Source organism: Streptomyces sp. AM8-1-1 (genome assembly GCF_032229325.1).
GTDB lineage: Bacteria > Actinomycetota > Actinomycetes > Streptomycetales > Streptomycetaceae > Streptomyces > Streptomyces achmelvichensis.
Genome location: NZ_CP135086.1, coordinates 4356763 through 4382737, shown reverse-complemented (window position 1 = coordinate 4382737; position 25975 = coordinate 4356763). Strand labels below are relative to the sequence as shown.

At 72.1% G+C, this 25975-nt stretch carries 21 protein-coding genes, 2 tRNA genes and 1 riboswitch; of the genes, 8 read left to right on the top strand and 15 right to left on the bottom strand.

Annotation, left to right across the window (positions count from 1 at the left end; genetic code table 11):
* Positions 1-21: 21 nt before the first annotated feature.
* The gene (locus tag RPQ07_RS19815) at positions 22-1506 is read right to left on the bottom strand and encodes an NAD(P)/FAD-dependent oxidoreductase (RefSeq protein WP_313945496.1); all 1485 of its coding nucleotides are present in this window, start codon (positions 1504-1506) and stop codon (positions 22-24) included.
* 326 nt (positions 1507-1832) lie between these two features.
* Between RPQ07_RS19815 and RPQ07_RS19810 the strand changes: the two genes are divergently transcribed.
* Positions 1833-2621, top strand: coding sequence for a helix-turn-helix domain-containing protein (locus tag RPQ07_RS19810; protein ID WP_313945495.1), 789 nt, complete (start codon positions 1833-1835; stop codon positions 2619-2621).
* Positions 2622-2849: 228 nt separating this feature from the next.
* Positions 2850-4868, top strand: coding sequence for a sigma-70 family RNA polymerase sigma factor (locus tag RPQ07_RS19805; protein WP_313945494.1), 2019 nt, complete (start codon positions 2850-2852; stop codon positions 4866-4868).
* 205 nt (positions 4869-5073) lie between these two features.
* Here the strand turns inward: RPQ07_RS19805 and RPQ07_RS19800 are convergent, their stop codons facing one another.
* Positions 5074-7200, bottom strand: a complete 2127-nt coding sequence (locus RPQ07_RS19800; RefSeq protein WP_313945493.1) for an asparagine synthase-related protein — start codon at positions 7198-7200, stop codon at positions 5074-5076.
* Between the two features lie 705 nt (positions 7201-7905).
* Here RPQ07_RS19800 and RPQ07_RS19795 point away from each other — a divergent pair.
* From RPQ07_RS19795 to RPQ07_RS19780, 4 genes are all read left to right on the top strand, one after another.
* Entirely contained in the window at positions 7906-9327 is a 1422-nt protein-coding gene (locus RPQ07_RS19795; protein WP_313945492.1) for an MFS transporter, read from the top strand.
* A 97-nt stretch (positions 9328-9424) separates the two neighbouring features.
* Positions 9425-10633: an L-2-hydroxyglutarate oxidase gene (gene lhgO / locus RPQ07_RS19790; RefSeq protein WP_313945491.1), complete on the top strand. Its 1209-nt coding sequence runs from the start codon at positions 9425-9427 to the stop codon at positions 10631-10633.
* Between the two features lie 608 nt (positions 10634-11241).
* Entirely contained in the window at positions 11242-12018 is a 777-nt protein-coding gene (trmB, locus tag RPQ07_RS19785; RefSeq protein ID WP_313945490.1) for a tRNA (guanosine(46)-N7)-methyltransferase TrmB, read from the top strand.
* A 110-nt stretch (positions 12019-12128) separates the two neighbouring features.
* Positions 12129-13475 carry a PrsW family intramembrane metalloprotease gene (locus tag RPQ07_RS19780; RefSeq protein WP_313945489.1) on the top strand — a complete coding sequence of 449 codons (1347 nt, stop codon included), beginning with the start codon at positions 12129-12131 and terminating at the stop codon, positions 13473-13475.
* Positions 13476-13606: 131 nt separating this feature from the next.
* On the opposite strand, the gene RPQ07_RS19775 is transcribed toward RPQ07_RS19780, so the two are convergent.
* The 3 genes from RPQ07_RS19775 to RPQ07_RS19765 all read right to left on the bottom strand — a co-directional run bounded on the left by RPQ07_RS19775 (position 13607) and on the right by RPQ07_RS19765 (position 16515).
* Positions 13607-14647, bottom strand: a complete 1041-nt coding sequence (locus RPQ07_RS19775) for a M23 family metallopeptidase (RefSeq protein ID WP_313945488.1) — start codon at positions 14645-14647, stop codon at positions 13607-13609.
* Positions 14648-14658: 11 nt separating this feature from the next.
* Positions 14659-14815, bottom strand: a riboswitch (cyclic di-AMP (ydaO/yuaA leader).
* A 310-nt stretch (positions 14816-15125) separates the two neighbouring features.
* A complete protein-coding gene (locus RPQ07_RS19770) occupies positions 15126-16265 on the bottom strand; it encodes a PP2C family protein-serine/threonine phosphatase (protein WP_313945487.1) in 1140 nt (379 codons plus the stop codon).
* A gap of 176 nt (positions 16266-16441) precedes the next feature.
* Positions 16442-16515: transfer RNA gene (locus RPQ07_RS19765), tRNA-Met, on the bottom strand.
* A 99-nt stretch (positions 16516-16614) separates the two neighbouring features.
* On the opposite strand from RPQ07_RS19765, the gene RPQ07_RS19760 reads away from it, so the two are divergent.
* On the top strand, positions 16615-17205 hold the full coding sequence (locus RPQ07_RS19760; protein ID WP_313945486.1) for a hypothetical protein: 591 nt from the start codon (positions 16615-16617) through the stop codon (positions 17203-17205).
* A 64-nt stretch (positions 17206-17269) separates the two neighbouring features.
* Here the strand turns inward: RPQ07_RS19760 and RPQ07_RS19755 are convergent, their stop codons facing one another.
* The 4 genes from RPQ07_RS19755 to RPQ07_RS19740 all read right to left on the bottom strand — a co-directional run bounded on the left by RPQ07_RS19755 (position 17270) and on the right by RPQ07_RS19740 (position 20150).
* Entirely contained in the window at positions 17270-18019 is a 750-nt protein-coding gene (locus RPQ07_RS19755; protein WP_313945485.1) for a MerR family transcriptional regulator, read from the bottom strand.
* A 90-nt stretch (positions 18020-18109) separates the two neighbouring features.
* The gene (locus RPQ07_RS19750) at positions 18110-19345 is read right to left on the bottom strand and encodes an RNA polymerase sigma factor (RefSeq protein ID WP_313945484.1); all 1236 of its coding nucleotides are present in this window, start codon (positions 19343-19345) and stop codon (positions 18110-18112) included.
* On the bottom strand, positions 19339-19755 hold the full coding sequence (locus tag RPQ07_RS19745; RefSeq protein WP_313945483.1) for a YciI family protein: 417 nt from the start codon (positions 19753-19755) through the stop codon (positions 19339-19341). Before RPQ07_RS19745 ends, RPQ07_RS19750 begins: the two co-directional genes overlap by 7 nt.
* 185 nt (positions 19756-19940) lie before the next feature.
* Complete coding sequence (locus RPQ07_RS19740) at positions 19941-20150, bottom strand: hypothetical protein (RefSeq protein ID WP_313945482.1); 210 nt, start codon at positions 20148-20150, stop codon at positions 19941-19943.
* A 220-nt stretch (positions 20151-20370) separates the two neighbouring features.
* Between RPQ07_RS19740 and RPQ07_RS19735 the strand changes: the two genes are divergently transcribed.
* Positions 20371-21306, top strand: coding sequence for an N-acetylmuramoyl-L-alanine amidase (locus RPQ07_RS19735; protein ID WP_313945481.1), 936 nt, complete (start codon positions 20371-20373; stop codon positions 21304-21306).
* A gap of 116 nt (positions 21307-21422) precedes the next feature.
* Here RPQ07_RS19735 and RPQ07_RS19730 read toward each other — a convergent pair.
* The 6 genes from RPQ07_RS19730 to RPQ07_RS19705 all read right to left on the bottom strand — a co-directional run bounded on the left by RPQ07_RS19730 (position 21423) and on the right by RPQ07_RS19705 (position 25967).
* Positions 21423-21498: transfer RNA gene (locus tag RPQ07_RS19730), tRNA-Lys, on the bottom strand.
* A gap of 239 nt (positions 21499-21737) precedes the next feature.
* Positions 21738-23792: a DEAD/DEAH box helicase gene (locus RPQ07_RS19725; RefSeq protein ID WP_313945480.1), complete on the bottom strand. Its 2055-nt coding sequence runs from the start codon at positions 23790-23792 to the stop codon at positions 21738-21740.
* A gap of 205 nt (positions 23793-23997) precedes the next feature.
* The gene (locus RPQ07_RS19720) at positions 23998-24558 is read right to left on the bottom strand and encodes a hypothetical protein (protein ID WP_313945479.1); all 561 of its coding nucleotides are present in this window, start codon (positions 24556-24558) and stop codon (positions 23998-24000) included.
* A gap of 139 nt (positions 24559-24697) precedes the next feature.
* Positions 24698-25060: a CrcB family protein gene (locus RPQ07_RS19715; RefSeq protein ID WP_313945478.1), complete on the bottom strand. Its 363-nt coding sequence runs from the start codon at positions 25058-25060 to the stop codon at positions 24698-24700.
* Positions 25057-25620 (bottom strand): fluoride efflux transporter FluC, encoded by a 564-nt coding sequence (locus tag RPQ07_RS19710; protein WP_413777754.1) that lies wholly within the window; start codon positions 25618-25620, stop codon positions 25057-25059. The genes RPQ07_RS19715 and RPQ07_RS19710 overlap by 4 nt, the downstream gene beginning before the upstream one ends.
* Positions 25617-25967, bottom strand: a complete 351-nt coding sequence (locus tag RPQ07_RS19705; RefSeq protein WP_313945477.1) for a metallopeptidase family protein — start codon at positions 25965-25967, stop codon at positions 25617-25619. The genes RPQ07_RS19710 and RPQ07_RS19705 overlap by 4 nt, the downstream gene beginning before the upstream one ends.
* Positions 25968-25975 lie beyond the last annotated feature (8 nt).

Genomic DNA, 25975 nt, shown 5'->3' with positions numbered 1-25975 from the left:
CGGACTGCCGGCCGCCGCCGGCTAGTTGCCTCTGGGGTCGCTCTGCTGCTCGTCCTTCGACCCGCCCTCGGTCCCGGGGAGGGTCCCGCCGTGGGGCCGGTGCCGCGCACCGTCAGGGCCGTGGCCGGGGCGTTTGCCGCCGGCGGCGAGCTCGAACTCGGCCCGCGGGTGCTCCAGCGATCCGAGCGAGACGATCTCGCGCTTGAAGAGCCCCGCGAGGGTCCATTCCGCGAGCACCCGCGCCTTGCGGTTGAAGGTGGGGACACGGCTCAGGTGGTAGGCGCGGTGCATGAACCACGCCGGGTAGCCCTTGAGCTTGCGGCCGTAGACGTGGGCGACGCCCTTGTGGAGACCGAGGGAGGCCACGGAGCCGACGTATTTGTGCGCGTACTGCTGGAGCGGTGCGCCGCGCAGCGATGCCGCGATGTTCTCCGCCAGCACCTTCGTCTGACGCACGGCGTGCTGGGCGTTGGGCGCGGTCTCCGTGCCCGGCGTGTCGGCGGTGACATCGGGAACGGCCGCCGCGTCACCGGCCGCCCAGGCGTGCTCGACGCCGACGACGGTCAGTTCGGCGGTGCAGCGCAGGCGGCCACGCTCGTTCAGCGGCAGGTCGGTGGCGGCCAGGACCGGTGCCGGTTTGACGCCGGCGGTCCACACGACGGTGCGCGTCGGAAAGCGGCTGCCGTCGCTGAGAACGGCGACGCGGTCCTCGCAGGACTCGAGCCGGGTCTCGAGGCGTACGTCGATGTTGCGGGCGCGCAGCTCGCGTATGGCGTAGGTGCCCATCTCCTCGCCCACCTCGGGGAGGATGCGGTTGCTGGCCTCGACGAGGATCCACTTCAGGTCGTCGGGCTTGATGTTGTGGTAGTAGCGCGAGGTGTAGCGGGCCATGTCCTCCAGCTCGGCGAGCGCCTCGACGCCCGCGTAGCCGCCGCCGACGAAGACGAAGGTGAGGGCCGCGTCGCGGATCGCGGGGTCGCGGGTGGAGGAGGCGATGTCCATCTGCTCGATGACGTGGTTGCGCAGACCGATGGCCTCCTCGACGGTCTTGAAGCCGATGGCGTAGTCCGCGAGGCCGGGGACGGGCAGGGTGCGGGAGACCGATCCCGGCGCGAGGACCAGTTCGTCGTACGGCAGCTCGACGGCGCCGGTCCCCTCCTCGGCGGTGGCGAGGGTGGTCACGGTCGCGGTGCGCTTGGCATGGTCGATCGCCGTGGCCTCGCCGATGAGGATCTTGCACTTGTCCAGAACTCGCCGCAGCGGGACGACGACATGGCGGGGCGAGATCGATCCGGCGGCCGCTTCGGGGAGGAAGGGCTGATACGTCATATAGGGGTCCGGCGTGATCACCAGGATCTCCGCCTCGCCGCGTGCCAGCTCGTGTTTCAGCTTCTGCTGGAGACGAAGCGCCGTGTACATCCCGACGTAGCCGCCGCCGACGACGAGGATGCGCGTGCCCGACGGTGGGCCGGGGGTCGCGCCCCGGGAGTTAGCAGCCTTCACCATCCCATGAGGCAACGGCCGCAGGCGTTTGTCCACAGGCCCGGCAAATTGTGTGACCGGAAGCCTCCGGTTGTGACGCGCCGGGCGCATCCCGCGCATTCCGGAAGGTACGCAGGTCAGGGGCGGGGAGGAGGGTGGTGCGAGGGGGCGTAATCGGGAGTCTTCCGGTCCTTGCTCCGATCGGGGGGCGCTCCGTGCGGAACTACCCCCTTCTGAATTGACCCTGGCTCAACTATGTTCGTACCTCGTCGGGGTGCCTGGTCAAGGCGCGCCCGGCAGACCAGGCGGGGAGGTCTCCGGGGGGAGACACAGTGACCGGGGGAACGCGTATGACCATTCAGGATTCTCATTGGCAGGCTGCCGTGCCGACGGCCGTGGACGGGCATTCCGTGCACGGCGGACACACGGGCGGCGAGGGCAACGGACGCGCGGGATCGGGCGGCCTCGGCCGTTCCGCACCGCTGCGGGTGGACGCACAGCGCAATCTCGAGCACGTCCTGCGGGCGGCTCGTGAGGTGTTCGGCGAGCTGGGATACGGCGCGCCGATGGAGGATGTGGCCCGTCGCGCCAGGGTCGGCGTGGGGACGGTGTACCGCCGTTTCCCGAGCAAGGACGTGCTGGTGCGCCGGATAGCCGAGGAGGAGACCTCCCGGCTGACGGAGCAGGCGCGTACGGCTCTGGGGCAGGAGGAGGAGCCCTGGTCGGCCCTCTCCCGCTTCCTGCGTACGTCGGTGGCGTCGGGTGCCGGACGGCTGCTGCCGCCGCAGGTGCTGCGCGTCGGCGTGGAGTCGGAGGAGTCTGCGGCGGTCGGCGGCGACGGTGTCCGGGTTCCGCATCAGCGCTCCGGGGCACAGCCCGAACTGCGGGTCGTCGGACAGCGTCAGGCACCGGCGGACGAGGACGAGGGCACGGGCGCGGCGGATCTGCTCGAGGTCGTGGGGCAGCTCGTGGACCGGGCCCGGGCGGCGGGTGAGCTGCGGGGCGATGTGACCGTGGCGGACGTGCTGCTGGTGATAGCCACGGCGGCGCCCTCGCTGCCGGACCCGGCGCAGCAGGCTGCGGCGTCGTCACGGCTGCTGGACATTCTCCTCGAGGGATTGCGTCCGCGGTCGGCCTGAGCACTGACGGGTGCGGCTGTGGGCAGCGACCGACCATCGCGATCCACAGCCGCAACGGCTCATCACAGAACGCCGATTGACCATTCCCCGAACGAGTGACGATTAGTGCTCGGATTCGGTAAGTCTCCCCGGATGAGTGGTTGACGCGCATGCGGGTTCGGTGCGCTGTTGCTCTGTGGCACGCTTGCCCGGTGTTTGGGTCTGAAGGTGCTGACGGGGGCTTCCGCGATGAGCGGTGACGAACGGGACGAGTCCCTCGACGGTGCGGATGACGCGGAGGCTTCGGGACTGCCTTCGAGGCAGGTTCCGAGCCAGGGCGGGCCCGAGGGGTCCTCCGGATCGCCCGACGGCGTTCCGCCCCAAGGCGCGGCCAGAGACGGGATCGGGACCACCGGCCCCGTGCCGGCCGGTCATGCGGTGCCGCTCCAGCGCGAAGGCGGCAGCGGACTCGACTCGGTGCTTCCGCCACCACGTGAACTCCCCGTGTCCGATGCCGAGTTGCTCCAGCGCATGCGCATGGGGGAGAGCAGCGCCTACGAGGAGCTGTTCCGCCGCCACTCCGACGCCGTTCGTCGGTACGCGCGCACGTGTTGCCGGGACGCGCACACCGCCGACGACCTGACGGCAGAGGTGTTCGCGCGGACGCTGCAGGCCGTTCGCGGGGGCGCCGGGCCCGATCACGCCGTGCGGGCGTATCTGATGACGACGGTGCGCCGGGTGGCCGCCTCCTGGACGAAGACCGCCAAGCGCGAGCAACTGGTGGACGACTTCGCGGTGTTCGCCGCCGAGGCAGCCCGCAGCACGGACGCCGCGACCGACGACACCCTGGACCTGGGCGCGGACGTCCGCGCCATGCACGAGGCCGAACAGTCCCTGGCCATGCAGGCCTTCCGGTCGCTGCCCGAGCGCTGGCAGGCGGTCCTGTGGCACACCACCGTCGAGGAGGAGTCCCCGAGCGAGGTCGCACCGCTCTTCGGGCTGACCGCCAACGCCACGGCGGTCCTCGCCAGCCGGGCCCGCGAAGGGCTCAAGCAGGCCTATCTGCAAGCCCATGTGAGCACCGCGCTCACCTCCGGCGGCGACTGCGCGCGGTACGCCGACCGGCTGGGGGCCTATGCCCGCGGCGGGCTGCGGATGCGGGCCGAACGCGGTCTGCGCAAGCACCTGGAGGAGTGCGCCAAGTGCCGGCTCGCGGTGGGCGAGCTGGAGCACGTCAACGCCGGGATCCCCGCGCTGCTGCCGGTCGCGGTCATCGGCTGGTTCGCCGCCGGCTACTCGCTCAAGGCCGCCGGGATCGTCGCCGGCGGAGCAGCCGGCGCGGCGGGGGCGGGCGCGGCCGCCGCGGCATCGGGCGGTGCGGCGTCCGGCGGGTCCTCGGGCGCGGCCGGTGGAGCCGCCGCAACGGAGGGACTCGGCGCACCCGTGAAGGCGGGTATCGCCGCCGCGGTGGCCGTGGCGGCAGCGGCGGGACTGGTGTGGGCGCTCTCCGGCGACCCGGCGCCCGTGCCGGAAGCGGATGCAAAGCCTCCGGTCAGTCTGCCCGGCGCACCGCAGCAGCCGCGGCCGCCACAGCAGAAGCCCGATCCGCCGCGGCCGCCGGCACCCGGCGACCCCGCCGTACCGGCTCCGTCGGTGCGTCCCAACGACCCTGCGCCGAAGACGAATCCGGCACCCACGACGGCACCGGGTACGCCCGCACCCTCGGCCCCGGTGCCGTCCGAGCCCGCACCGTCGGACCCGCCCGCACCCACACAGCCACCGGCACCGACGCCGTCCGAGCCGCGCCCCACACCTCCCCCGCCTCCGCCGGAGCCGCGGGTCTACCAGGTCAACCGGCTCGAATACAGCGTGTTCGGTGACCACACCGGACCTGAGGTGCTGCTGGGGCAGAGCAGTTGGATCTGGCAGCGCTGGGGGATGTCGGTCGACGGCCGCCGCTACGGACACGGGGTGACGGTGCACGCGCCGTCGTCGGTCACCATCGCCCTCAACCGCCGGTGCACCAGCTATGACGCGGTGGTCGGCATCGACGACCTGACGCTGGGCCGCGGTGCCGTGCGGTTCTCCGTCTACGGGGACGGTGCGCGGCTGTGGCGCTCGCCGGTGATCCGCGGCGGGCAGGCGGGCGTACCGGTGCATGTGGCGATCGGCGGGCGGGAGAGGATCCGGCTGGTCGTGGAGCCGGTCACGCCGTTCGGTTCGGTGGCGCTCGCGAACTGGGCCCAGTCGCAGATCAGCTGCGGCTGACGACGGCCCGTACCGGTACCTCTACGGGGGTCGCGCCCCCGGGCCGTACGGAGAGCCCGCGGTCGTACGGAGATCAGCCGGGCCGTACAAGGAGCCCGAGGCCGTACCGAGGTCCACCCGAGGCCGTACCGAGGTCCACCCGAGGCCGTACCGAGGCCCACCCGCGCGGAGGTCGGCCTGAGCCCTGTGCGGGCCCAACCGCCGCCTACGGCTGGAGTGTTCGCCGCGGTGGTACTCCTCCGGCGACCGCACGCTGCCGGGGGGCCGCCGAGCCCGTCCAGCAGGTGCCACGGCGCGACAGCAGTCGCCGCAGCCACAGTTCCGTGGAGATCAGGTCGGCCAGGCCGTCCAGAGGCACCTGTTCGCCCTCGGAGGCCGCCCTCAGGGCCTTGCGGACCACCCGCGCCTCCACGAGGCCCGCGTCCGCGAGCAGCGGGGCGTCGAAGAGGGCCATCAGCGTCGGCAGTGCCGCGCGGAGGCCTTTGCGTGCCGTCGCGGTCGACGTGGCCTGGGTGGTCGCACCCCAGCCCGGCGGCAGGTCGTGGATGCCCGCACCCGAGAGGACCGTGCGCAGGATCTCCGCCCGCGCGCCTGGCCGCACCCGCAGGGACTCGGGGAGGTCGCGGCAGGCGCGGACGACCTGGTTGTCGAGGAAGGGCGCGTGCAGGCGCTGGCTGCGGACCTCGGCCGCCTGTTCCAGGATGCGGTGGTCGGACGCGTGGCGGGTCAGCGCGGCCCGGGCGCGGGCCTCACCGGGACGTTGCACGATCACCGGGCGCGTCGCCGCCGCCATCAGACGAACCGATACTTCAGCCAACGCCTCACCCGTGAGCCACCGCGCGGCCGGGCCGGGCCGCGACCAGGTCAGGGCCGCCAGCGACGCACCGAGCGGGCCGGTGCCGTTCGCCCCCGCGCTCTTGCGGTTCGCCTCCAGCAACAGGTCGGCGGCCGTCTCCAGGCCCGTCCGGTACGGCGTACGCGCCAGCCGCCGCGCCGCCCGGTACACCGTCACGGGGATGAACAGCGCCTGCGGCGAAGGGCCTTCGGCCCGCGCCAGCGCTGCGGCAGGCCGCAGCAGATGGCGCCGGCGCCGGTCCAGCAGCAGATCCGCGAGGCGTGCCGGGTGCGCGTCCAGCACCTGCCGTGCGCCCGTACCGGTGAAGTGGTCCGCGCTGCCGCCGGTCAGCCGGCCACGGTGACGTTCCGCCGTGACAAGGGAGGGCGCGGGTTCGTCGGTGAGCGGCCCGCTGTCCAGCGAGGCGTACGGCAGCCCCTCCTCGCCGGCCGCGACGACCACATGGTGCAGGCGGGGGTTCTCGGCGATCGCGCGTGCCCGTTCCAGTTCGGCCTCGCGGCCGTCCTCGGTGAGGTCGTTGAAGGTGACGGCGAGGAGCCGCTCGCCCGCGCCGGTGCCATGGCCGAGCACCGTGCCGGGGACGCCGGGCAGCCCCGCCGCGAGCAGCGCGAGCGTGCCGGACGCGCTGCCGCCGGACAGGTCCGCGCCGATGCCGGGAGCCGGCCCGCCCCTGGCGGCGCGGCGCTCCGCGGGACCCATGCCCGGCACGGGCCCCGGGTCCGGGGGCAGGGTCTCGGGTGCGTGCCGGGGCGCGGTGAGCCGGGCGCGTACCGCGTCGACCAGGGCGTCCCGTACGCCGTCGACCGCGCGCGCCGCCTCGATCTGCGGGCCCGCGACGGCGAGCGAGGCGACCGGCTCGTAGCCGGTGATCTCGCGGGAGCCCTCGCGCAGGATCAGCGCGTGCCCCGGCGGGATGCGCTTGACCCCTTCGTACGGAGTCGAGTCGCGCAACGCCTCCGGGGTCTCGGGGCAGGCGAGCAGTGCGGCCAAGTGGCCGATGTCCAGCTGCGCTTCGATGAGATCGGCGAGCGGGAGGGCGGCGGTCGCGTAGGCGGTGCCGTTGGCCCAGGGGGTGTAGAAGACGGGTCTCGCGCCGGCCAGGTCGCCGATGACGGTGATCCGGCGCCCTATCTGGACGACCGCGGTGTAACTGCCGGCCCACGAGGTCAGATGGCGAAGGGCCCCGCCGCGGGCGGACAGCAGTCCGGCCCGCAGCTCGCCGTCCCCGGCCGCGCAGCAGCCGAGGACGGCGAGTCTGGTGATGGGAACCTGGCCGACGACATGGGCAGGCGGATCGGCGGTGACGACGCGCACCTCGTCGGGGCGCCAGTCACCGACCGCCCACAGCGGGTCCGGGTCGCCCCACAGGAGCTGCGAGCCGACGGGGTGGACGGTGCGGCCCTCGTCGGACTCCCCGACGGCCCCGGCCGTACCGAAGTTTGCGGCAATACTGCTCCACCCCACCAACCACCGCATCGCCGCCTCCACAGGCTGTGGACAAACCATGGCCGTCGAGCCCCGGCCGTTCGGGAACATGCTGCCACGAAGGCAGCGCACAGGAGGGGCTCCGGGTAGCGCGCGCAAAAAGTGAACGCGCCCCCGCGGTTGGCGATTTGCTGCCGGTTCAACGAGCGGCGGAACGAGCGACCCATACCCAAATCAGAGCAAAGGGAACGAGCAGGACAGTCGTCATTCGGCCATTCTCAGGGGCGCTTCGGGGGCTTTGGCCCGGCATACGACAGTCCGGGAGGCGCTGTTCGCCTCCCGGACCGGTCCGCCGCCCGCGGGGATTGAAGGCGGCGGTGTCCCCCAGCCCACTGGTTCCAGTACGCAGTGGGCCGACCCACGCAGCACTCATGGAAGCGGTCCCCCACCTGCCGGACCAGAGCGCACGGACGGGCGCACGGCCACACACACGGAGCACGGCGGCGCGGCACCGCCGGCCGTCCGGCTGCTCCAACGCACAACAATCTCGCCATACGGAACACCGCCCCTTAACGGTCAGGATGCGGCGAACTACGCTGTGTTTACTGATGTTCTCCGCCGGGGCGCATATTCCGCAGGGCTCGGCCAGGTGCTTTTGCAGCCGGGACCGCGAAGCTGCCAACCGGGGAGGACGCAGTACGAATGCCGTGCGCTGCAGAGCGACGCGGCGGCCGTCTGTGTGTCGAGGGGTGGCGCATGTCCAGGGAGCAACGCGGGCCGAACGAAAAACTCGGCACCGTTCTCGCCCTCGCGGGAATCAGCAACGCCGGTCTTGCCCGGCGGGTCAACGACCTCGGAGCGCAGCGCGGGCTGACCCTTCGCTACGACAAGACGTCCGTGGCGAGATGGGTGTCGAAGGGCATGGTGCCGCAGGGTGCCGCGCCCCATCTGATCGCCGCCGCGATCGGCGCGAAGCTCGGCCGTCCGGTGCCGCTGCACGAGATCGGTCTCGCGGACGCCGACCCGGCCCCCGAGGTCGGGCTCGCCTTCCCGCGTGACGTCGGCGAGGCGGTGAAATCGGCCACCGAGCTGTACCGCCTCGACCTGGCGGGCCGGCGGGCCGGGAGCGGAGGCATATGGCAGTCGCTGGCCGGTTCCTTCGCGGTGAGCGCTTATGCGACGCCTGCGTCGCGCTGGCTCATAACCCCTGCCGACTCCTCGGTGGAGCGTTCTCTGGACGCCCTCACCGACGACTCGCCCGCCCGCGTGGGCCACAGCGATGTGGCCAAACTGCGGGAGGCGGCGGAGGACGCCCGCCGCTGGGACTCCAAGTACGGTGGTGGGGACTGGCGTTCGTCGATGGTCCCCGAGTGCCTCCGGGTGGACGCGGCGCCGCTGCTGCTCGCCTCGTACTCCGACGAGGTCGGCCGCGCATTGTTCGGCGCGACCGCCGAACTGACGCGGCTGGCGGGCTGGATGGCCTTCGACACGGGCCAGCAGGAGGCCGCCCAGCGGTACTACATCCAGGCGTTGCGGCTCGCCCGAGCGGCGGCCGACGTGCCGCTCGGCGGATACGTCCTCGCCTCGATGTCGCTCCAGGCCACCTACCGCGGCTTCGCCGACGAGGGCGTGGATCTCGCGCAGGCGGCACTGGAGCGCAACCGCGGCCTGGCGACCGCCCGCACGATGAGCTTCTTCCGGCTGGTCGAGGCACGCGCCCACGCCAAGGCGAACGACGCGGCCGCGGCCGGCGGGGCGCTGAAGGCGGCCGAGGGCTGGCTGGAGCGCTCACGGGAGGGCGACCCGGATCCGTCCTGGCTGGGTTTCTACTCCTACGACCGGTTCGCCGCCGACGCGGCCGAGTGCTACCGCGACCTGAAGGCACCACGGCAGGTACGGCGCTTCACGGAGCAGGCCCTGTCGCGGCCGACGGAGGAGTTCGTGCGCTCGCACGGCTTACGGCTCGTGGTGAGCGCCGTCGCGGAGCTGGAGTCCGGGAACCTGGACGCGGCGTGCGCGGCGGGCACGCGCGCGGTGGAGGTCGCGGGACGGATCTCCTCGGCGCGGACCACGGAGTACGTACGGGACCTGCTGCACCGGCTGGAACCGTACGGCGACGAACCGCGGGTCGTGGAGCTCCGGGAGCGGGCGAGGCCGCTGCTGATGGCGCCCGCGTAGACCCGAGCGGACATGACTGCGTACACGCCTCCCTGTTTCAGCTGGTTTAACGGCATTGTCAGCGGGCCAGTGCACTATCGGGGTGGGAGGTGACGCGGTGACGGCGTCCGGGCAGAGCTTCGACTGCGACGTGCTGGTGATCGGCGGTGGGATCGTCGGTCTGTCGACGGCGTACGCCCTCACGCGCGCGGCCCCGGGGACCCGGGTGATCGTCCTGGAGAAGGAACCGGGGACGGCGCGCCACCAGACCGGGCGGAACAGCGGGGTGATCCACAGCGGGATCTACTACCGGCCGGGGTCGCTGAAGGCGCGCTTCGCGGTGCGCGGGGCGGCGGAGATGGTCAAGTTCTGCGCGGAGTACGGCATCGCCCACCAGGTCACGGGCAAGCTGATCGTCGCCACCGGCCGCGACGAGCTGCCCCGGCTGCACGCGCTGGTCCAGCGCGGCCGGGAGAACGGCATTCCGGTACGGGAGCTGGGCCCCGCGCAGATCATGGAGCACGAACCGGAGGTCCGCGGGCTCGCGGCGATCCAGGTGGGCACGACGGGGATCTGCGACTTCGGCGCGGTGGCGGCGCAGCTGGCGGCCGCGTCGGACGCCGACATCCGCTGCGGCGAGGAGGTCCTGGCGGTCGACCGCCGCGCCTTCGGAGTCGCCGTGCGCACGTCCTCCGGCACGGTGCTCAGAGCGCGGGCGATGGTCAACTGCGCGGGTCTCCAGTGCGACCGGGTGGCCCGGATGACGGGCGACGAGCCGGACATGCGGATCATCCCCTTCCGCGGCGAGTACTACGAACTGGCGGACCCCTCGCTCGTCCGGGGGCTGGTCTATCCGGTGCCGGACCCGGCGTTCCCATTCCTCGGGGTGCACCTGACACGCGGGATCGACGGCGGGGTCCACGTCGGCCCGAACGCGGTCCCGGCGCTGGCCCGCGAGGGCTACGACTGGTCCACCCTGCGCCCTCGCGACCTGGCGACCACCCTGACCTGGCCGGGCTCCTGGCGGATCGCCCAACGCCACTGGCGGTACGGCGCGGGCGAGCTGCACCGCTCGGTCTCGAAGCGCGCCTTCACGACGGCGGTCCGCCGCCTGCTGCCCTCGATCACGGAATCGGACCTCCGCCGCGCCCCGGCGGGAGTCCGCGCCCAGGCGGTCCTGCGGGACGGCACGCTGGCGGACGACTTCCTGATCCGCGAGTCCCCGCGCACGGTCCACGTCCTGAACGCCCCGTCCCCGGCGGCGACGGCCTCGCTCCCGATCGGCCGCGAGGTGGCGCGCAGGGCGCTGCGAGCGCTGTCCGCTTAGCGGGGCCGCGCCCCACGCCCCCTGGCTCCGGTGGCTTCGCGCCGCAGGAGCCAGGGCCGTGCGGATCAGTCGGTGTGGCCCCACGGGGCGGGTGGCCGCACCTGTTCGGTGCGGAAGAGAGAGGGGTTTGTGGAGCTGCGCCCCACGGCCCCGCATGCCGCGGCAGCTTCGCGCCGCCGGGCCCAGACAGGTGCATATAAGGCCTCGCGCCGCGAGCGCTGGCCGACGCCCTGTCCTGTTTATCCCGAACCGCTCTGGTTCGCGTGTGCCCGCACCGCAACGAGGCACGTCCTCGACCGCCGGCAGGGGGCGTGCAGGGTCGTCCCCGCAGGGGATCGGCGGCAACACCCGGGTGACCAAGACAACAGACCTGTACGCCGCCGACCCCGAGGAGTCGAGCCCGGAGGGCCCCCGGACCCGCACCACACAAGAACCCGCGCCCCAAGCACCCAGTCCCCGCCCCATGGACCCGACGCGGGACAAGAGCCCGCCACCCCAAGCGCCCCGGCCCCGCCCCATGGACCCGCACCACACAAGAACCCGAGGTCCAAGCACCCGCACCACACAAGAACCCGCACCCTCACCCACCGCGTAAAATCGGCCCCACTGTGTCTGAGTCCCAAGAACCCGCCCCCCAGCCCATCCGCGACCGCCGCGCCCCCCGGTTCCCCGATGGGCCCACTCCCGACCCCGCCGGGTCGCACCACGAGCGGCGCATTCGCAGTTTTCAGCCGCGGCGCAGTCGTGTCACCGCCGGGCAGGGCGATGCTCTCCAGCGGCTCTGGCCCATCTGGGGCTTCGACATCGACGGGCACCGCGTCCTCGACCTGGAGGCCATGTTCGACGGGCTCCCCGTCGTCCTCGAGATCGGCTTCGGCATGGGCGAGGCCACCGCCCAGATGGCCGCCGCCGACCCCACCACCGGCATCCTCGCCGTCGACGTCCACACCCCCGGCCAGGGCAACCTCCTCGCCCTCGCCGAGCGCAACGGCCTCTCCAACGTCCGGGTCGCCAACGGCGACGCGATCATCCTCCTCCGCGAGATGCTCGCCCCCCGCTCGCTCGACGGTCTGCGCGTCTACTTCCCCGACCCCTGGCCCAAGAAGCGGCACCACAAGCGCCGGCTGATCCAGCCCGAATTCCTCAGTCTCGTCGCCGGCTCGCTGAAGCCCGGCGCGATCGTGCACTGCGCTACGGACTGGGAGTCGTACGCCGAGCAGATGCTCGAGGTGCTCTCGGCCCACCCGGACTTCGAGAACACCCAGGAGCACGGCGGTTTCGCGCCACGCCCCGACTTCCGGCCGCTCACGCGGTTCGAGGGCCAGGGCATCGACAAGGGCCACAAGGTGCACGACCTGCTGTTCCGCCGCACCGCAGGAGCCTGACCCGAGCGAACGGCGGCGCGCGCCCGGCTCACAGCCACCCGCCCCGGCCGGGGCCAGCCAACCCCCACACACCGTCGCCCGTTGTCGGTGTCCCTCGTTAGGGTCAGTGGGTGTCCGAGTCGTCGCCCCCGCAGCACCATCCACCGCACCCCGCGGTCCCGGCGTTCGAGCAGCAGCGTGTCGACGAGCTGCTCGCCGCCGTGCCGGAGCGTGCCCGGTGGCGCTACGAGCCCCGCCGTGTCTCCCGGTTCTGGCACAGCAAGGCCGTCCGGGCCGGGGTGCTGATCACGCTCCTCGCTCTCTCGGGCCTCGTCATCCTGTCGCTCGTACGGGAGCAGACCGGCACCCAGGGCTTCCTGGTCGGACTCGGGCTGGCGACCCTGCCGGTGCCCCTGCTCACCGCCGCGTTCCGCTGGCTGGACCGGGTCGAGCCGGGTCCCTGGCGGAACCTCCTGTTCGCCTTCGCCTGGGGCGCGTTCGCCGCCGCCCTCGTGGCGATCATCGCGAACACCTTCGCGACGCAGTGGATAGCCACCGCCACGGCGGACCCCGCGGGCGCGGACACACTCGGCGCGACGGTCATCGCGCCGGTCGTCGAGGAGAGCGCGAAGGCCGCGGCGATCCTGCTGATCTTCCGCTTCCGCAGACAGGACTTCCGCGGCATCGTCGACGGCGTCGTGGTCGCCGGGTTCACCGCGACCGGCTTCGCGTTCACCGAGAACATCCTCTATCTGGGCAACGCCTTCGGCGAGGACCAGCAGATGGGCTTCTCCGGGATCGCCTCGGTGACCGCGGCGACGTTCTTCGTACGGATCGTCATGTCCCCGTTCGCGCACCCGCTCTTCACCGTGCTCACCGGTATCGGCTTCGGCGTCGCGGCGCTGGCCTCACGGCGCATGCGCGTCCGGCGCATCGTGCTGCCGCTGCTCGGACTCGCGCTGGCGATGGGCATGCACGCACTGTGGAACGGCTCGACGTCCCTGTTCGGCCCGTGGGGCTTCTATCTCGTGTACGGGGCGTTCATGGTGCCCGTCTTCGGACTGCTGACCTGGCTCACGATATGGAGCCGGCAGCGGGAACTGCGGACGATAGCGACCGAGTTGCCTGCCTACGCCGCGGCCGGATGGCTGTCGGCGGACCAGCCGCCCGCGCTGTCGTCGATGCGGGCGCGCACCCTCGCCCGGGATGTGGCCCGGCGCATGCACGGGCCGACCGCGGCGCACGCGGTGTCGGAGTACCAGCACTTCGCGACGTCGCTGGCGTTCCTGCGCCACCGGGCCCACCGGGGCGCGGCGGACCCGGACTTCGTGGAGCGCGAGCAGGAGTTGCTGCACCATCTGTGGCAGCGCAGGGACGTGGCGGCGCCGGCGCTGACGTACGCGGCACGGGCCACCGGGCGGGTGCGTGTGCCGCCTCCGCACCGCGACTACGGCGCGTACAACCCGTACCGGACCTGACCGCACCGGTGGGCGACCGAACCCGCCCGCGCCCGGGAGAACCGGGCGCAGCAAAAACCGGCAGTCCTGGCGTCGGGGGGTGAGCGCCAGGACTGCCGGGGATCGAGATACGCGGGAACGGTCCCGCAGGATCAGGGAGTCAGGCCCTTGTCCCGCAGCCAGGCCATCGGGTCGATGCCCGAGCCGCCGGGGGTGTGGACCTCGAGGTGCAGGTGCGCGCCCGTCACATTGCCCGTGGCGCCGACGCGGCCGATGGTCTCGCCCGTCGCCACCTTCTGGCCGGCGCTCGCGGTCATCGACGACAGGTGCGCGTACCAGACCTCGGTGCCGTCCTCGAGTTCGAGAACGATGCGGTAGCCGTACGAGCCGGACCAGCCCGCCGACTTCACGGTGCCGTTGTGGACGGCCTTGGCGGGCGTACCCGTCGGGGCGGCGAAGTCCAGGCCGGTGTGCTGGCCCGAGGACCACAGGGAGCCGGACTCGCCGTACGTGGAGGTGATCGTGTACGAGGAGGTGGGGAGCGAGTAGCTCTTGGCCAGCTGCGCGAGACGCTCGGCCTCCGCCTTGGCCTTCGCCTCGGCCTCCGCCTTCTTCTTCGCGGCGGCGGCCTTCGCGGCCACTTCTTCCGCCTTCTTCTTCGCCGCGGCCTCGGCCTTGTCCGCCGCGGCCTTCGCGGCCGCCGCCCTGGCCGACTCCTCCGCCTTGGCCTGCTGCTGCTCGGCCTGCTGGAGGATGCGGGAGCGCAGCGCCTCGCCGGCACCGCCCTGGTCGGTGTCGGAGGCGGTGTCGGCGTAGGCGATGCCCATCGCCGAGTACGTGGCCGCCTCGTCGACGACGTCCGAGGAGTCGTCGGACATGAAAGAACCGACGCCGGGAAGAGACTTGGCGTCGGGGAGATTGTCCGAGAGCGCGTCGGGAAGGGAGATGGAGACCGCGGGTTTGTCCTGGGCGGTCGCGATGCCACCCGCGCCGACCGCGGCGATCACGCCGACGCCGAGCACGGTGGAGCTTCGGGCAAGTCCGCCGCGCTGCTTGGCTACACGGTGCCGACCGCGCACCGGACGGACGGAGTCCTCGGTGGGGTTCCACTCTTCGAGGGACCGCTCCGCGCCCTCCGCACCGAAGAAGTCATTGGCGAAGGGTGCTTCTGGGGCAGGCCTGTTGGACGCCACTGAGGCGTGCTCCTTTCCTTCCTTCTCGCCTACCGGGTTAGCTGACGGGTTCGGAGCAGGAAGGTCTCCTACGAGCGCCACCCGCCGCGGAAGTCGCGGTGGAAGGTGCCCGATTCACCCCAAGGATTGGTTCCCCGGTTCCCTTGCGGAATTCGGCGCACGCGCACGGCGCCGTCCTGACGACGGCTGGGACGACCGCGCTGCGTTATCGAACGTTAATAGACGCGAGGACCGTATTCCAAGCTGTTCCGGGTGATCGTTAACGACTTCCCACGGGACCAATCGGGACACAAGCAGCCGGATACGGGCGACTTGATCGCGCTTCGGACTTCGTCACATTACTGACGGGTCGTCAAATGGTATGCGGAGGGGGATCTTCCCACTACGCAGCGTGCGCGGCCGCCCGAGCGGGCCGAGCGGGCCGAGCGGGCCGAGCAGACGAGACACCCGAGACCGTCCCGCGGGGGCCCGGCGCTCCTCACGCGGGCGGCACGACCTTCACCGTCCTGCGGCGCTCCGGCTGCCCCTCCGCCGGCCGGGCGACCGCCAGCAGCGCCATGTCGTCCTTCGAGCCGCCGCCGGTGTACCGGCGCACGTCGTCGACGAGCGCGTCGAGCAGTTCGTCGGGCCCGGGGAAGAGCCGGCCGGAGAGCCGCGCGCCGGGATCGTAGAACTCACCGGCCGCGTTGCGCGCCTCGCTGACACCGTCCGTGTAGAGCAACAGGGTCGCCCCCGTCGGCAGCGGATACTCCACCGCCTGGTCCGGCCAGGAGTCCAGATCGCCCATACCCAACGGCAGCGCGGCCCTCGACGGCTCCAGGAATGCCAGGTCGCCGTTGGCGTACAGCATGATGGGTTCCGGGTGGCCGCGATTCACCAGCCGGACGATTCCGGCGCCGCGCGGGATCTCCCCCAATACGGCGGTGGTGAAGCCCTCGACCGCGTCCAGGCTGTCCCGGCGCGTGCCCTCGCGCGCCAGCGCCCGCTCGAGGCGCTGGGCGACGCCCTCCAGGGAGCTCTCCTGTTCGGCAGCCTCCCGGAACGCGCCGATGACGACGGCCACCGCCTCGACGGCCTCCAGCCCCTTGCCGCGGACGTCGCCGACCACCAGCCGCACACCGAAGGGCGTCTCCTGCACGGCGAACAGGTCACCGCCGATGAACGCGTCGGCGAGCGCGGCCTCGTACCGCGCCGCGACGTGCAGCCCGCCGATCCGGTCGGCGGGCGCGGGCAGCACGGCACGCTGCGCGGTCTCGGCGATGACCCGGGCGGAGGCGAGCCGTTCACCGCTGCGTCTGACGACGGTGTTGATGAGCAGCGCGAGTCCGGAGACGGTGATGAGCGTGAAGACCTCGGTGTACGCCGTGACCTCGTCGGCGGTGTGGTTGTAGAAGTGCAGCCCGAGCACCGCGAGGACCGCCGTGATGCCCGTCAGCAGTGTGGTGAGCCAGGAGAAGAACGGAGCGGCGATCAGCGGGGCGGCGGCGAACAACGGCACGGCCGTGAACTGCGCCGGGGTCGCCAGGTCGAAGACCAGCCCACCGATGATCATCAGCGTGGGCAGGGCGCGGAGGAAGCGGCGGGCGCCGTACACGCGACTCTGCTGGAACTGCGCCAACGGTGCTCTCCTCCCCGGTCCGCCCACGGCTGCGGACGGTACCGCGCCCTACCCAGGCTGTCCGGAGCCGCGCCGCTGAGCGACTCTCCGTCGGCCAACCGGGCGAAACACGAGCCCGCAGAGGGGGAAACAACAGCGGCCCGGCACTCGAGACGAGTGCCGGACCGCTGTTTCAGTAGCGGGGACAGGATTTGAACCTGCGACCTCTGGGTTATGAGCCCAGCGAGCTACCGAGCTGCTCCACCCCGCGTCGGTAAACACCACTCTACGCCATCCGGAGCAAGATCAACTCCAATTGGTGGAGCCCCCGCCCTGTCGCTCACGTTTCCGGTAGGTCACCATCTCGCGCATGAGGGGGAAACAGTCCGTGCGGCCGAACGTACGTCCGTCGATCGTCCGCCCGCTCGCGCGTCGAAGGGCCGGGCCGCTCGTCCGGGCCGCCGCGGCGCTGATGGCGCCCGCGGTAGGCCTGGCCACGTACGTGCTCCCGCCCGGCGCGCAGGACGACAGGCCGGCGGGCGCACTGGCGCACAGCCCCCTCCCGCGCGCCCAGCTGCTGGTCATCGATCCCCCCGGCGGCTTCGAGACGGAACCGGGCACCGGCCGTCTCACAGCGGACTTCCGTCTCCACTACAGCGCCGGCGGCCGGCCCGGCGCCGTCCCCGGCTTCGACTACGAGGTCACCGCGCGGCCCGACGCGGGCTGCCCCGAGGAACTCCCCGGCCAGATCGTCTGCCTGGACGCCGGGGACGGTTTCACCGTGGTCAAGCAGCGTCACGTCGACGGCAAGGTGTCCCACTACGTCGTCCAGCGCCGCGGGTCCCTGTTGCTGCGGGCGCGCACCGCCCCCGGCCTGGACGTGGAACGGCTGCGCAGCACCCTCGCCGCCGCACGCCCCGCGACCGACGAGGAACTGGCGAGAGCGTTGCCCAGCCGCTGACCAGCGGCGGGGGACCAGCGGCCCGCGACCGGCGGCCGGAGACCGGCGAGCGGGCACCGCGTGATCACTCGTCGGTCAGATGCCGCTCCCCGTACACCTTCATCGCGTCCCGGACCAGGACGGCCGTCCCCTCGCCGTGCCGGTCGTACGCGGCGGTGAAGCGCGGATCCGCCACGTACATCTCACCGAGACCGATGAAGTACGACTTCGAGGGCGTCACGGTCGTCGACAGCCAGGCGTACTGCCGCGCGGTGATCGCCTGCACCTCGTCGCTGTCGGCGGACCGGCCGTCCCGGAGCGCCTGGGCGAAGGCCTGGGCGATGGAGACCTGCTCGTCCTGGAAGGCGCGCTTCTCCTTGTCGCTGAGCGAGCGCCACCAGCGGTCGCCCTTCTCGTACGCGTCCCGGCCCCAGCGCTCGGTCACCTCCTGCTCGTACTGCGTGTGGTCGAAGCCGTCGAACACTTCCTCGGCCATGAGCTCTTCCCCTCTCTCGGTCTTGTGGAGAGTGGTCCGCACCGAGGCGATCTGCCGCCCGATGCGTTCGCGTTCCTGCTCCAGGAGGCGCAGATGAGCCCGCAGCGCGGCGCCCGTGTCCCGTTGCCCTTCGAGCACCTCGGCGATCGCGGGCAGGCCGAGACCGAGCTCGCGGAGCAGCAGGATCCGCTGCAGCCGCACGAGCGCGTCCGGGCCGTAGTAGCGATAGCCGTTGCTGCCCACCCGGGTGGGTTCGAGCAGACCGAGCTCGCCGTAGTGCCGCAGCGTGCGGCTCGTCGTCCCGGCGCGCCGGGCAATCTCCTGGATCGACCACTCCATGACGCAGACGCTAAATCTTGACGCTGCGTAAAGGTCAAGCGGCGTTTCGGCTGGGTGAGCCGGCGGCCGTCCTACGGGCCGGGGCGCGGTTCAGGGCAGCAGCCGGGACGCCCGGGCCCGGAGATAGCGAGCCTCGGGGATGCTCAGCGTGCGCTGGGCGGCCAGCTGGTAGGCGGCGCGTGCGCCCTCGACGTCCCCCGCCTTCTCCAGCAGATGCGCGCGTACGGCGTCCAGCCGGTGGTGGCCCGCCAGCCCGTCCTCCAGCCCGTCGAGCTCCGCGAGCCCGGCCTCGGGCCCGTGCACCATCGCGACCGCGACGGCCCGCCCGAGTTCGGCCATCGGCTCCGGAGCCAGCCGTACGACCAGGTCGTACAGCGCGAGGATCTGCGGCCAGTCCGTGTCCTCGGCACGCGCGGCCTCGTCGTGCAGCGCCGCGATCGCCGCCTGAAGCTGGTAGACCCCGGCCGGGCCCTGCCCCAGAGCCTCCTCCACCAGCGCCGACCCCTCGTCGATCGCCGCCCGGTCCCAGAGACCGCGGTCCTGCTCGTCGAGCGGGATCAGCTCTCCGTCCGGCCCGGTCCGCGCGGAGCTGCGGGCGTCGGTGAGCAGCATCAGCGCCAGCAGACCGGTGACCGCACCCTCCCGCGGCAGCAGACGGCGTACGGCCCGGGTGAGCCGGATCGCCTCACGGGCCAGATCGGCGCGGTGCAGCGCCCTGCCGGACGTCGCCGTGTAGCCCTCGTTGAAGATCAGATACAGGACCTGGAGCACGGCGGCGAGCCGCCGGTCACGGTCCTCGGGACCCGGCTGCCGGAACGGCAGGCCCCGGACCCTCTGCTTGGCCCGGCTCACCCGCTGCGCCATCGTCGCCTCCGGCACCAGATGCGCGCGGGCGATCTCCGCGGTGGTCAGACCGCCCACGGCACGCAGCGTCAGGGCGATCTGGGCGGCGGGCGTGAGTTCGGGATGGCAGCAGAGAAAGAGGAGGGTGAGGGTGTCGTCCTCGGCGGGCGCCCGGCTCTCCCCGGGGGCCGGAGCGGTGAAGGCGTCGCGGGGCATGAGGGTCGCGACCGTCTCCTCGCGACGGCGCCGGGCCTCCTCGCTGCGCAGCTGGTCCGTCAGCCGGCGCGAGGCGACCCTGATCAGCCAGCCGCGGGGGTTGTCCGGGATACCGGAGTCCGGCCACTGCTCGGCGGCCGCGAGGAGGGCTTCCTGCACCGCGTCCTCGGCCAGGTCGAAGTGGCCGTAACGGCGTACCAACGCGCCGAGGACCTGCGGCGCGTGCCGGCGCAGCAGGTCCTCGACAGCGGTCGTACGGCTCAACATTCGCCTCCGGCGGCGTCCTGGATGGGCCGGATGACGACGGGGTATTCGGTCGATCCCTCGGGAGCCGGGCACTGCGCGACCCGTGCCGCGATCTCGGTGACCCGCTCCAGGCTCTCGCAGTCCAGGACCCAGTACCCGGCGAGGACCTCCTTGGTCTCGCCGTAGGGCCCGTCCGTGATGACCGGCCGGCCGTCCTTGCCGGCGGCCACCGTCCGGGTCTTCGCGGGCTCGGTGAGCCCCTGCGCGTCGACGAGTTCACCGGACTCGGCGAGGTCGTTGTTGATCGCTCCCATGAAGGCGAACATCGCCTGCATGTCCTTCTCGCTCCACGCGGGGCTCTGCGCGGAAGGCTTGCCGGACATGGCCTCGTAGTCGGCCTGCGTGCCCTGGACCATCACCAGATACTTCATGACTCGCTCCCTCGGATGCGCGGTCACCCTCGTGGGCAACTCTCACAGGGGACGTCGGAGCCGGTGAAGGGTTCTCGACACCTCGCGGAAGAATCCCGGGAAATCTTTTCGGGACCACCCGGCCGGGCGCCTGCCCGGGGTACGGCACCGATCCGAGCCGCCTCGTGCTGCCCGGAGCGCCGGTGCTACTGGACGGCGCCCAGCACCCCGGTCACGGGGGCCACGACTCCGGTGAGCTGACCCAGCTGGCTGAGCTGGTCGAGCTGGTTCAGGGACGGTGCTCCGGCGCCCTTCTGCTCGGCGGTGTGTCCCGAGGCGTGAGCACCGGAGGCGGCCATGGCGGTGGCGCCGGCGGCGATGGCAACGGCGGTGAGGATGCGCTGTGTCTTGGTCATGCCGGGACAACGGCCTGGGGGACGCGGGGTCACGGGGACGGCTCCCGGATGACCCGCACCGACGACCTCACCGATGGCCGCACCGGCCACAACAACGCCCCTGTACGAGGAAGCGGGCCGACTATGGCGTGTTCTGGACCATCCCTGGGCCCGCTCCCCCCGAGATCCTCTAAGGGTCCACCGGCGTGAGAGCCCACGCATCGATCTGATTGGGGGACGCATGGCCTGGTATCCGAACGCCACGAAGTACGAACTTCAGCCCGAGTCCGACAGTCAACCCGCCATCCGGCCCACGCAGTTCATCCTGCACAGCATCGCGGCGCCCTGGACGGCGAAGCGGGTGTACGAGTACTGGCGGGACAGCACCAATCTCGAAAGTCATTTCGGGCTCGGTTACGCCGGCGACCTCGGCCAGTACATCGGCACGGAGACCCGGGCCGACGCCAACTATCAGGCCAACCGGCGCCCCGACGGGACCGGCGCGGTCTCCATCGAGACGGCGAGCAACACCAATGCCACCGACCGGTGGACGGACGAACAGGTCGACCGGCTGATCCGGTTGGGGGCGTGGCTGCACCACCGCCACGGCATCCCGCTGCGGATCTGCCGCACCCACGACGACCCCGGCTACGGCTACCACCGGCTGCACGAGGAATGGGCGGTCGGCGGCACGATCTGCCCCGGCAACGCCCGGGTGACCCAGTTCCGTGAGGTGGTCTTCCCCGGCATCGTCGCCGAGGCCGCGAATCCCAGCCCGCCCGAGGAGGACGACATGCCCATCGCCAAACTGCACGAGTCGAACGCCTTCGACGTCGAACTGCCGTCCGGCTCCTGGGTGGGCCTCGCCTTCCGGGACGCGGTCATCCACGCGGGCCCCCGCACCCTGATCGGCCCGCTCTACGTCCAACTGACCATCGGCGACGCCCCGCAGGGCACCCGCCTGGACGGCCGCTTCTACGCCACGAACCCGGACGGCTCGTCACCCTCGGGCTACGGCGACCTCACCAAGTGGGGCGCGGGTACGCACCAGTTCCTGCACAACGTGGACGTCCCTGCGGGCAAGCACCTGCGGTTCGAGATCTGCGCGACGACACCGGACGGCAGCCCGGTGACGCTGATCCACCGGCTGGTGACGGGGGATTACGTGGCGTCGTGAGGGGCGGACAGGCGAGGTGCGAGCCGGTGCACGCCGCCCGCGGACGCAGAAGCGCCCGGCCGGGGAAACCGGTCCGGGCGCTCGGGTGGTGGCCGACCGGAGACCGGTCGGCCGGGTGGTAGGCCGTGTGGGACTCGAACCCACAACCAACGGATTAAAAGTCCGCTGCTCTGCCAATTGAGCTAACGGCCCTCGGCAGGACACCCCGAGCATAGCCCGAGCTGACTCGTGAGCCGATCGGGTATCCGATCAACGGCTTGTCGCGCTCTTCCTGGGAGGTGCCACGAGTCAGTGAGGTGGGCCGTACCGCTCGGCGCAGCCCCCTCGGGAGGCGCCTTGTCCCCGCAACACGTCAGGGCCCGCACGGCACCGAAGTGTCGTGCGGGCCCTGTCAGCGTTCAGCAGGTCCGGCTCAAGAGCCGGGAGGCGGATCAGCCGTTGCGCTTCCAGCGCGGCTTGTCGTCACGGCGACCGAAGGAACCGGTGTTCGTGCCGGTGCCGGTGCCACCCCGGTGGTCGTCACGGCGGCCGTACGGGCGGTCCGCCGAGCCGGCGCGGTAGCCGCTGGAGGGGCGGTCGTCGCGGCGGTCACGGTTGAACGGGCGGTCGCTGCCACGGTGGCCGGACGGACGGTCGTCGCGACGGAAGCCGCCGGAGGGGCGGTCGTCACGGCGCTCGTTGTCGCGGCGGAAGCCACCGGAGGGGCGGTCGTCGCGGCGGAAGCCACCGGACGGACGGTCGTTGCTGTCACGGCGGAAGCCACCGCGGTCGTCACGACGCTCGAAGGAACGGCCACCACGGTCGCCACCGCGGTCGTCACGACGGTCACGGTTGAAGCCGCCACGGTCGCCACCGCGGTCGTCACGACGGTCACGGTTGAAGCCACCGCGGTCGTCACGGCGGTCGTTGCCACGACGCTCGAAGTTGCCGCGGTCGTCGCGGCGTTCGGTCTGCTCCGGCACGGCGGCCGCGGCCACAGCGGCCTCGACCTCCGCCGTGGCGGCCTCGGCCACCTCGGCGATCGCCGTCTCCGGGTCGTCGCCCCGCTCACGGGCCGCACGCGCCACCAGGCGGTCGGCCTCCTCGCGGAGCTCCACCGCGCGGCGCTGCACCCGCTCCAGCTGCTTCGTCAGGTCGGCGGCCTCACGCTCGGCCTGCTTGGCGGCGTTGTTCGCGGAGTCGGCCTGGACCTCGGTGAGCGAACGCGCACCGGTGATCTCGGCGACCTCGGGGTCGAACGCGCCCGCTCCGCCCACGATGTGGCGCGAGGCGTCGACGCCCGCGTCCTCCATGAGACGGAAGATCTGGCGGCGCTGGTGCGGCAGCGACAGCGACACGACCGTGCCGGACTTGCCGGCGCGGGCGGTACGGCCCGAGCGGTGCAGGTAGTCCTTGTGGTCGCCGGCCGGGTCCACGTTCAGGACCAGGTCGATGCCGTCGACGTGGATGCCGCGGGCGGCGACGTCGGTCGCGACGAGCGCGTTGACGTAGCCCTTCTTGAAGTCCTCCAGCACCCGGGTACGCGCGCCCTGCGTCATACCGCCGTGGAGCGCGTCGGCCTTCACGCCCGAGTCGCAGAGCTGCTCGGCGATGCGGTCGGCGCCCAGCTGGGTGCGGACGAAGATGATGGTGCGGCCCTTGCGGGCGGCGATCGCCGCGGTGACGGGCGCCTTGTCCTTCGGCTTCACGACGAGGACGTGGTGCGTCATGGTCGTGACGTTGCCCTGGGCGCTGTCGACCTCGTGGCTGACCGGGTCGACGAGGTAGCGGCGCACGAGGGTGCCGATCTCGTTCTCCATGGTCGCGGAGAAGAGCATCCGCTGACCGCCGGCCGGGATCTGGTCGAACAGCTCGGTGACCTCGGGCAGGAAGCCCAGGTCGGACATCTGGTCGGCCTCGTCGAGGACGGCGACCTGGATGTTCTCCAGCGAGCAGGCACCGCGGTTGATGATGTCGCGCAGTCGGCCCGGGGTGGCGACGAGGACGTCGACACCGCGCTCGAGCGCGTAGATCTGGTTGCCCATGGACGTACCGCCGCAGACGACCTTCATCTTGAGGCCGAGCACGTCGCCGTACGGCTGGAGGGCGTCCGCGACCTGCATCGCGAGCTCACGGGTCGGGGTGAGGATGACGCCGCGGGGCTTCTTCTTGTCGGTGTGGCCGCCGGCCAGCGTCGCGAGCAGCGGGAGACCGAAGGAGAGGGTCTTGCCGGAGCCGGTGCGGCCACGGCCGAGGATGTCCTTGCCGGCCAGGGCGTCCGGGATGGTCGCGGCCTGGATCGGGAAGGGGGTGGTGACACCGTTCTGCGCGAGCTTGCGGACGACGCCCTCGGGCAGACCGAGGTCGGAGAACGTCACCTCGGGGGTCGAGGGAGCCTCGGAGACGTCCGCGGTCTCGGGGGCGTCGGAGACCTCGACGGTCTCGACAACGGCCTCGGCCGACTCGTTCTCGGGCATGACGGCGTGATCAGTACTGAAAGTGGACATGCGAAATGCGAAACCTTCCGGAGTCTCGGCACGCGCCCAAACTCCGTGATTCGCAATTCGACCGCCTCGATGCGGTCAGCCACGGCTAGGGAGAGTACGCGCCACGCGGCGCTCTTCTTTTTCGGCGCCGGGCAATGGGATCAAACGATCTACCACCATACGCACCCTCCCCCGCCCAAGGCAAACCACCAGGGAGTGACCCCGGTTACATCGGCCCCATCTGCGGTGATGCGCTGGGTACTCCCAGTGTGCCCTGTCCGTCGACCAGCCGCATGGCACCGGCGTGCACCTCCGGCGCGGACGACGCCGACGGCGCATCGGTGGGCTCGCTCGGCGGCAGGGTGGGCGGGTCGACCGGCGGCGGCTCGGACGGCTCGACCGGGGGTTGCGGCTGCGACGGCTGCGCGGAAGGGGACGATCCGCCTCGCGTCGGCTCGGGCCCTTCGGGCGGCCGGGGCTGCTGACCGCCGCTCGGGGGCCGCGCGGAGGGCGCGGCCGTACCGCTGGCGCTGGACGATGCGTCCGGGCCGTCACTCTTGTCGCCGGCCTTGCCGGAACCTTTCCGTCCACCGTCGGCGTGACGGCCGCCGGACACCCCCTCCCCGCCGTCCGGTTCGGCCACCGCACCAGGGCGGCCGGAGGACTTGCCGGGGGCCGGTTTGCCGCCGGGATCGTCGCTCACGCTCATACAGCCGGCCGAGGCTGCGACGGCCAGTGAGGTGACCATGGCGACAGCCAGACGGCGGGGGGCGGACAACTGGCGCACGAGGGGCACCTCCGGGACACAGGGCACGGTTTCCGTGCCCAACTCCCTGTGCCCCACAAGGGACACGCCCCGACGCCTGACAAGTACACGACCCTGTCCCGACGGTCCGGTGCCCAGCCGTGCGCCCCCGGGCCGCCTTCTAGTGCGCCCACGCGCGCGCCAACTCCGCGCCCAGGAACACCGATCCGAGCCCCACCAGCACCGATGCGGCCACGTTCGCCGCGGCGAGGAGCCCCCGGCCGCGTTCGGCCAGCCGCAGCGTCTCGTAGGAGAAGGTCGAATACGTCGTGAGCGCCCCGCACAGGCCGGTGCCCAGCAAGGCGTACGCGCCCGAGGAGACCGACGCGCCCGCGACCGCGCCCAGCACCAGGCTGCCGCCGGCGTTGACCACGAAGGTGCCCCACGGGAACAGCGAGTCGCTGCGGGCCTGCACCGCACGGTCCGTCAGATAGCGCAGAGGTGCGCCGACCGCCGCGCCGAGGGCCACCAGCAGCCAGGTCATTTCGGCACCGCTCCACCCGCGGCAGCCCTGGCCACTACCGCCCTGGTCGTCACCGCGGCGAGCCACACGGCGCCGAGGCAGCCGGCCACCGTGCCGCCGGCGTAGGCGAGCGCGAGCCCGGCCTCCTCGCGTTCCAGGAGGTTCCGGAGGTCCAGGGCGTACGTCGAGAAGGTGGTGAAACCGCCGAGCACCCCGACTCCGACGAACGGCCGGACCAGCGGATGGGCGCGCCGGCCGCCCTCGGCGATCAGCGCCATCAGGACGCCGATCAGGGCGGACCCCAGCACGTTGATCCAGAACGTCGCCCACGGGAAGGTGCCGTCGGCCGCGGGCCACTGGCGGTTCACCGCGTGGCGGGCGAGCGCCCCGGCCACACCGCCCGCGGAGATGGCCAGCAGGACGGGAAGACGGTGGCCGCGCGCGGTCTCCGCGCGCTGCTCGGGCACGTGCAGGTCGACATCCGGGTCGATCGCCTCGGCTGATGCATCAGGCGTACCGGACGCCGCAGCGGCATCTCCCGCCTCAGCGTCTCCCGCACCGGAGGGCGGGTCCTCGCTCACCCGTACCCCAGTGCGTGCAGCCGCTCGTCGTCGATGCCGAAGTGGTGCGCGATCTCGTGCACGACCGTGATCTCAGTCTCCTCGACCACGTCCTGCCGGGTCTCGCTGATCCGCAGCGTGGGCCCCCGGTAGATCGTGATCCGGTCCGGCAGCACCCCCGCGTACCACTCGCCGCGGTCGGTGAGCGGCGTCCCCTCGTACAGCCCGAGCAGCTCGGGGTCGTCCGCGGGCGGCTCGTCCTCGACGAACACCGCGACGTTGTCCATCAGCCGCGTCAGCTCCGGCGGAATCCTGTCCAGGGCCTCGGCGACCAGTTCCTCGAACTCCTCGCGCGTCATCTCCAGCACGTGGCCAT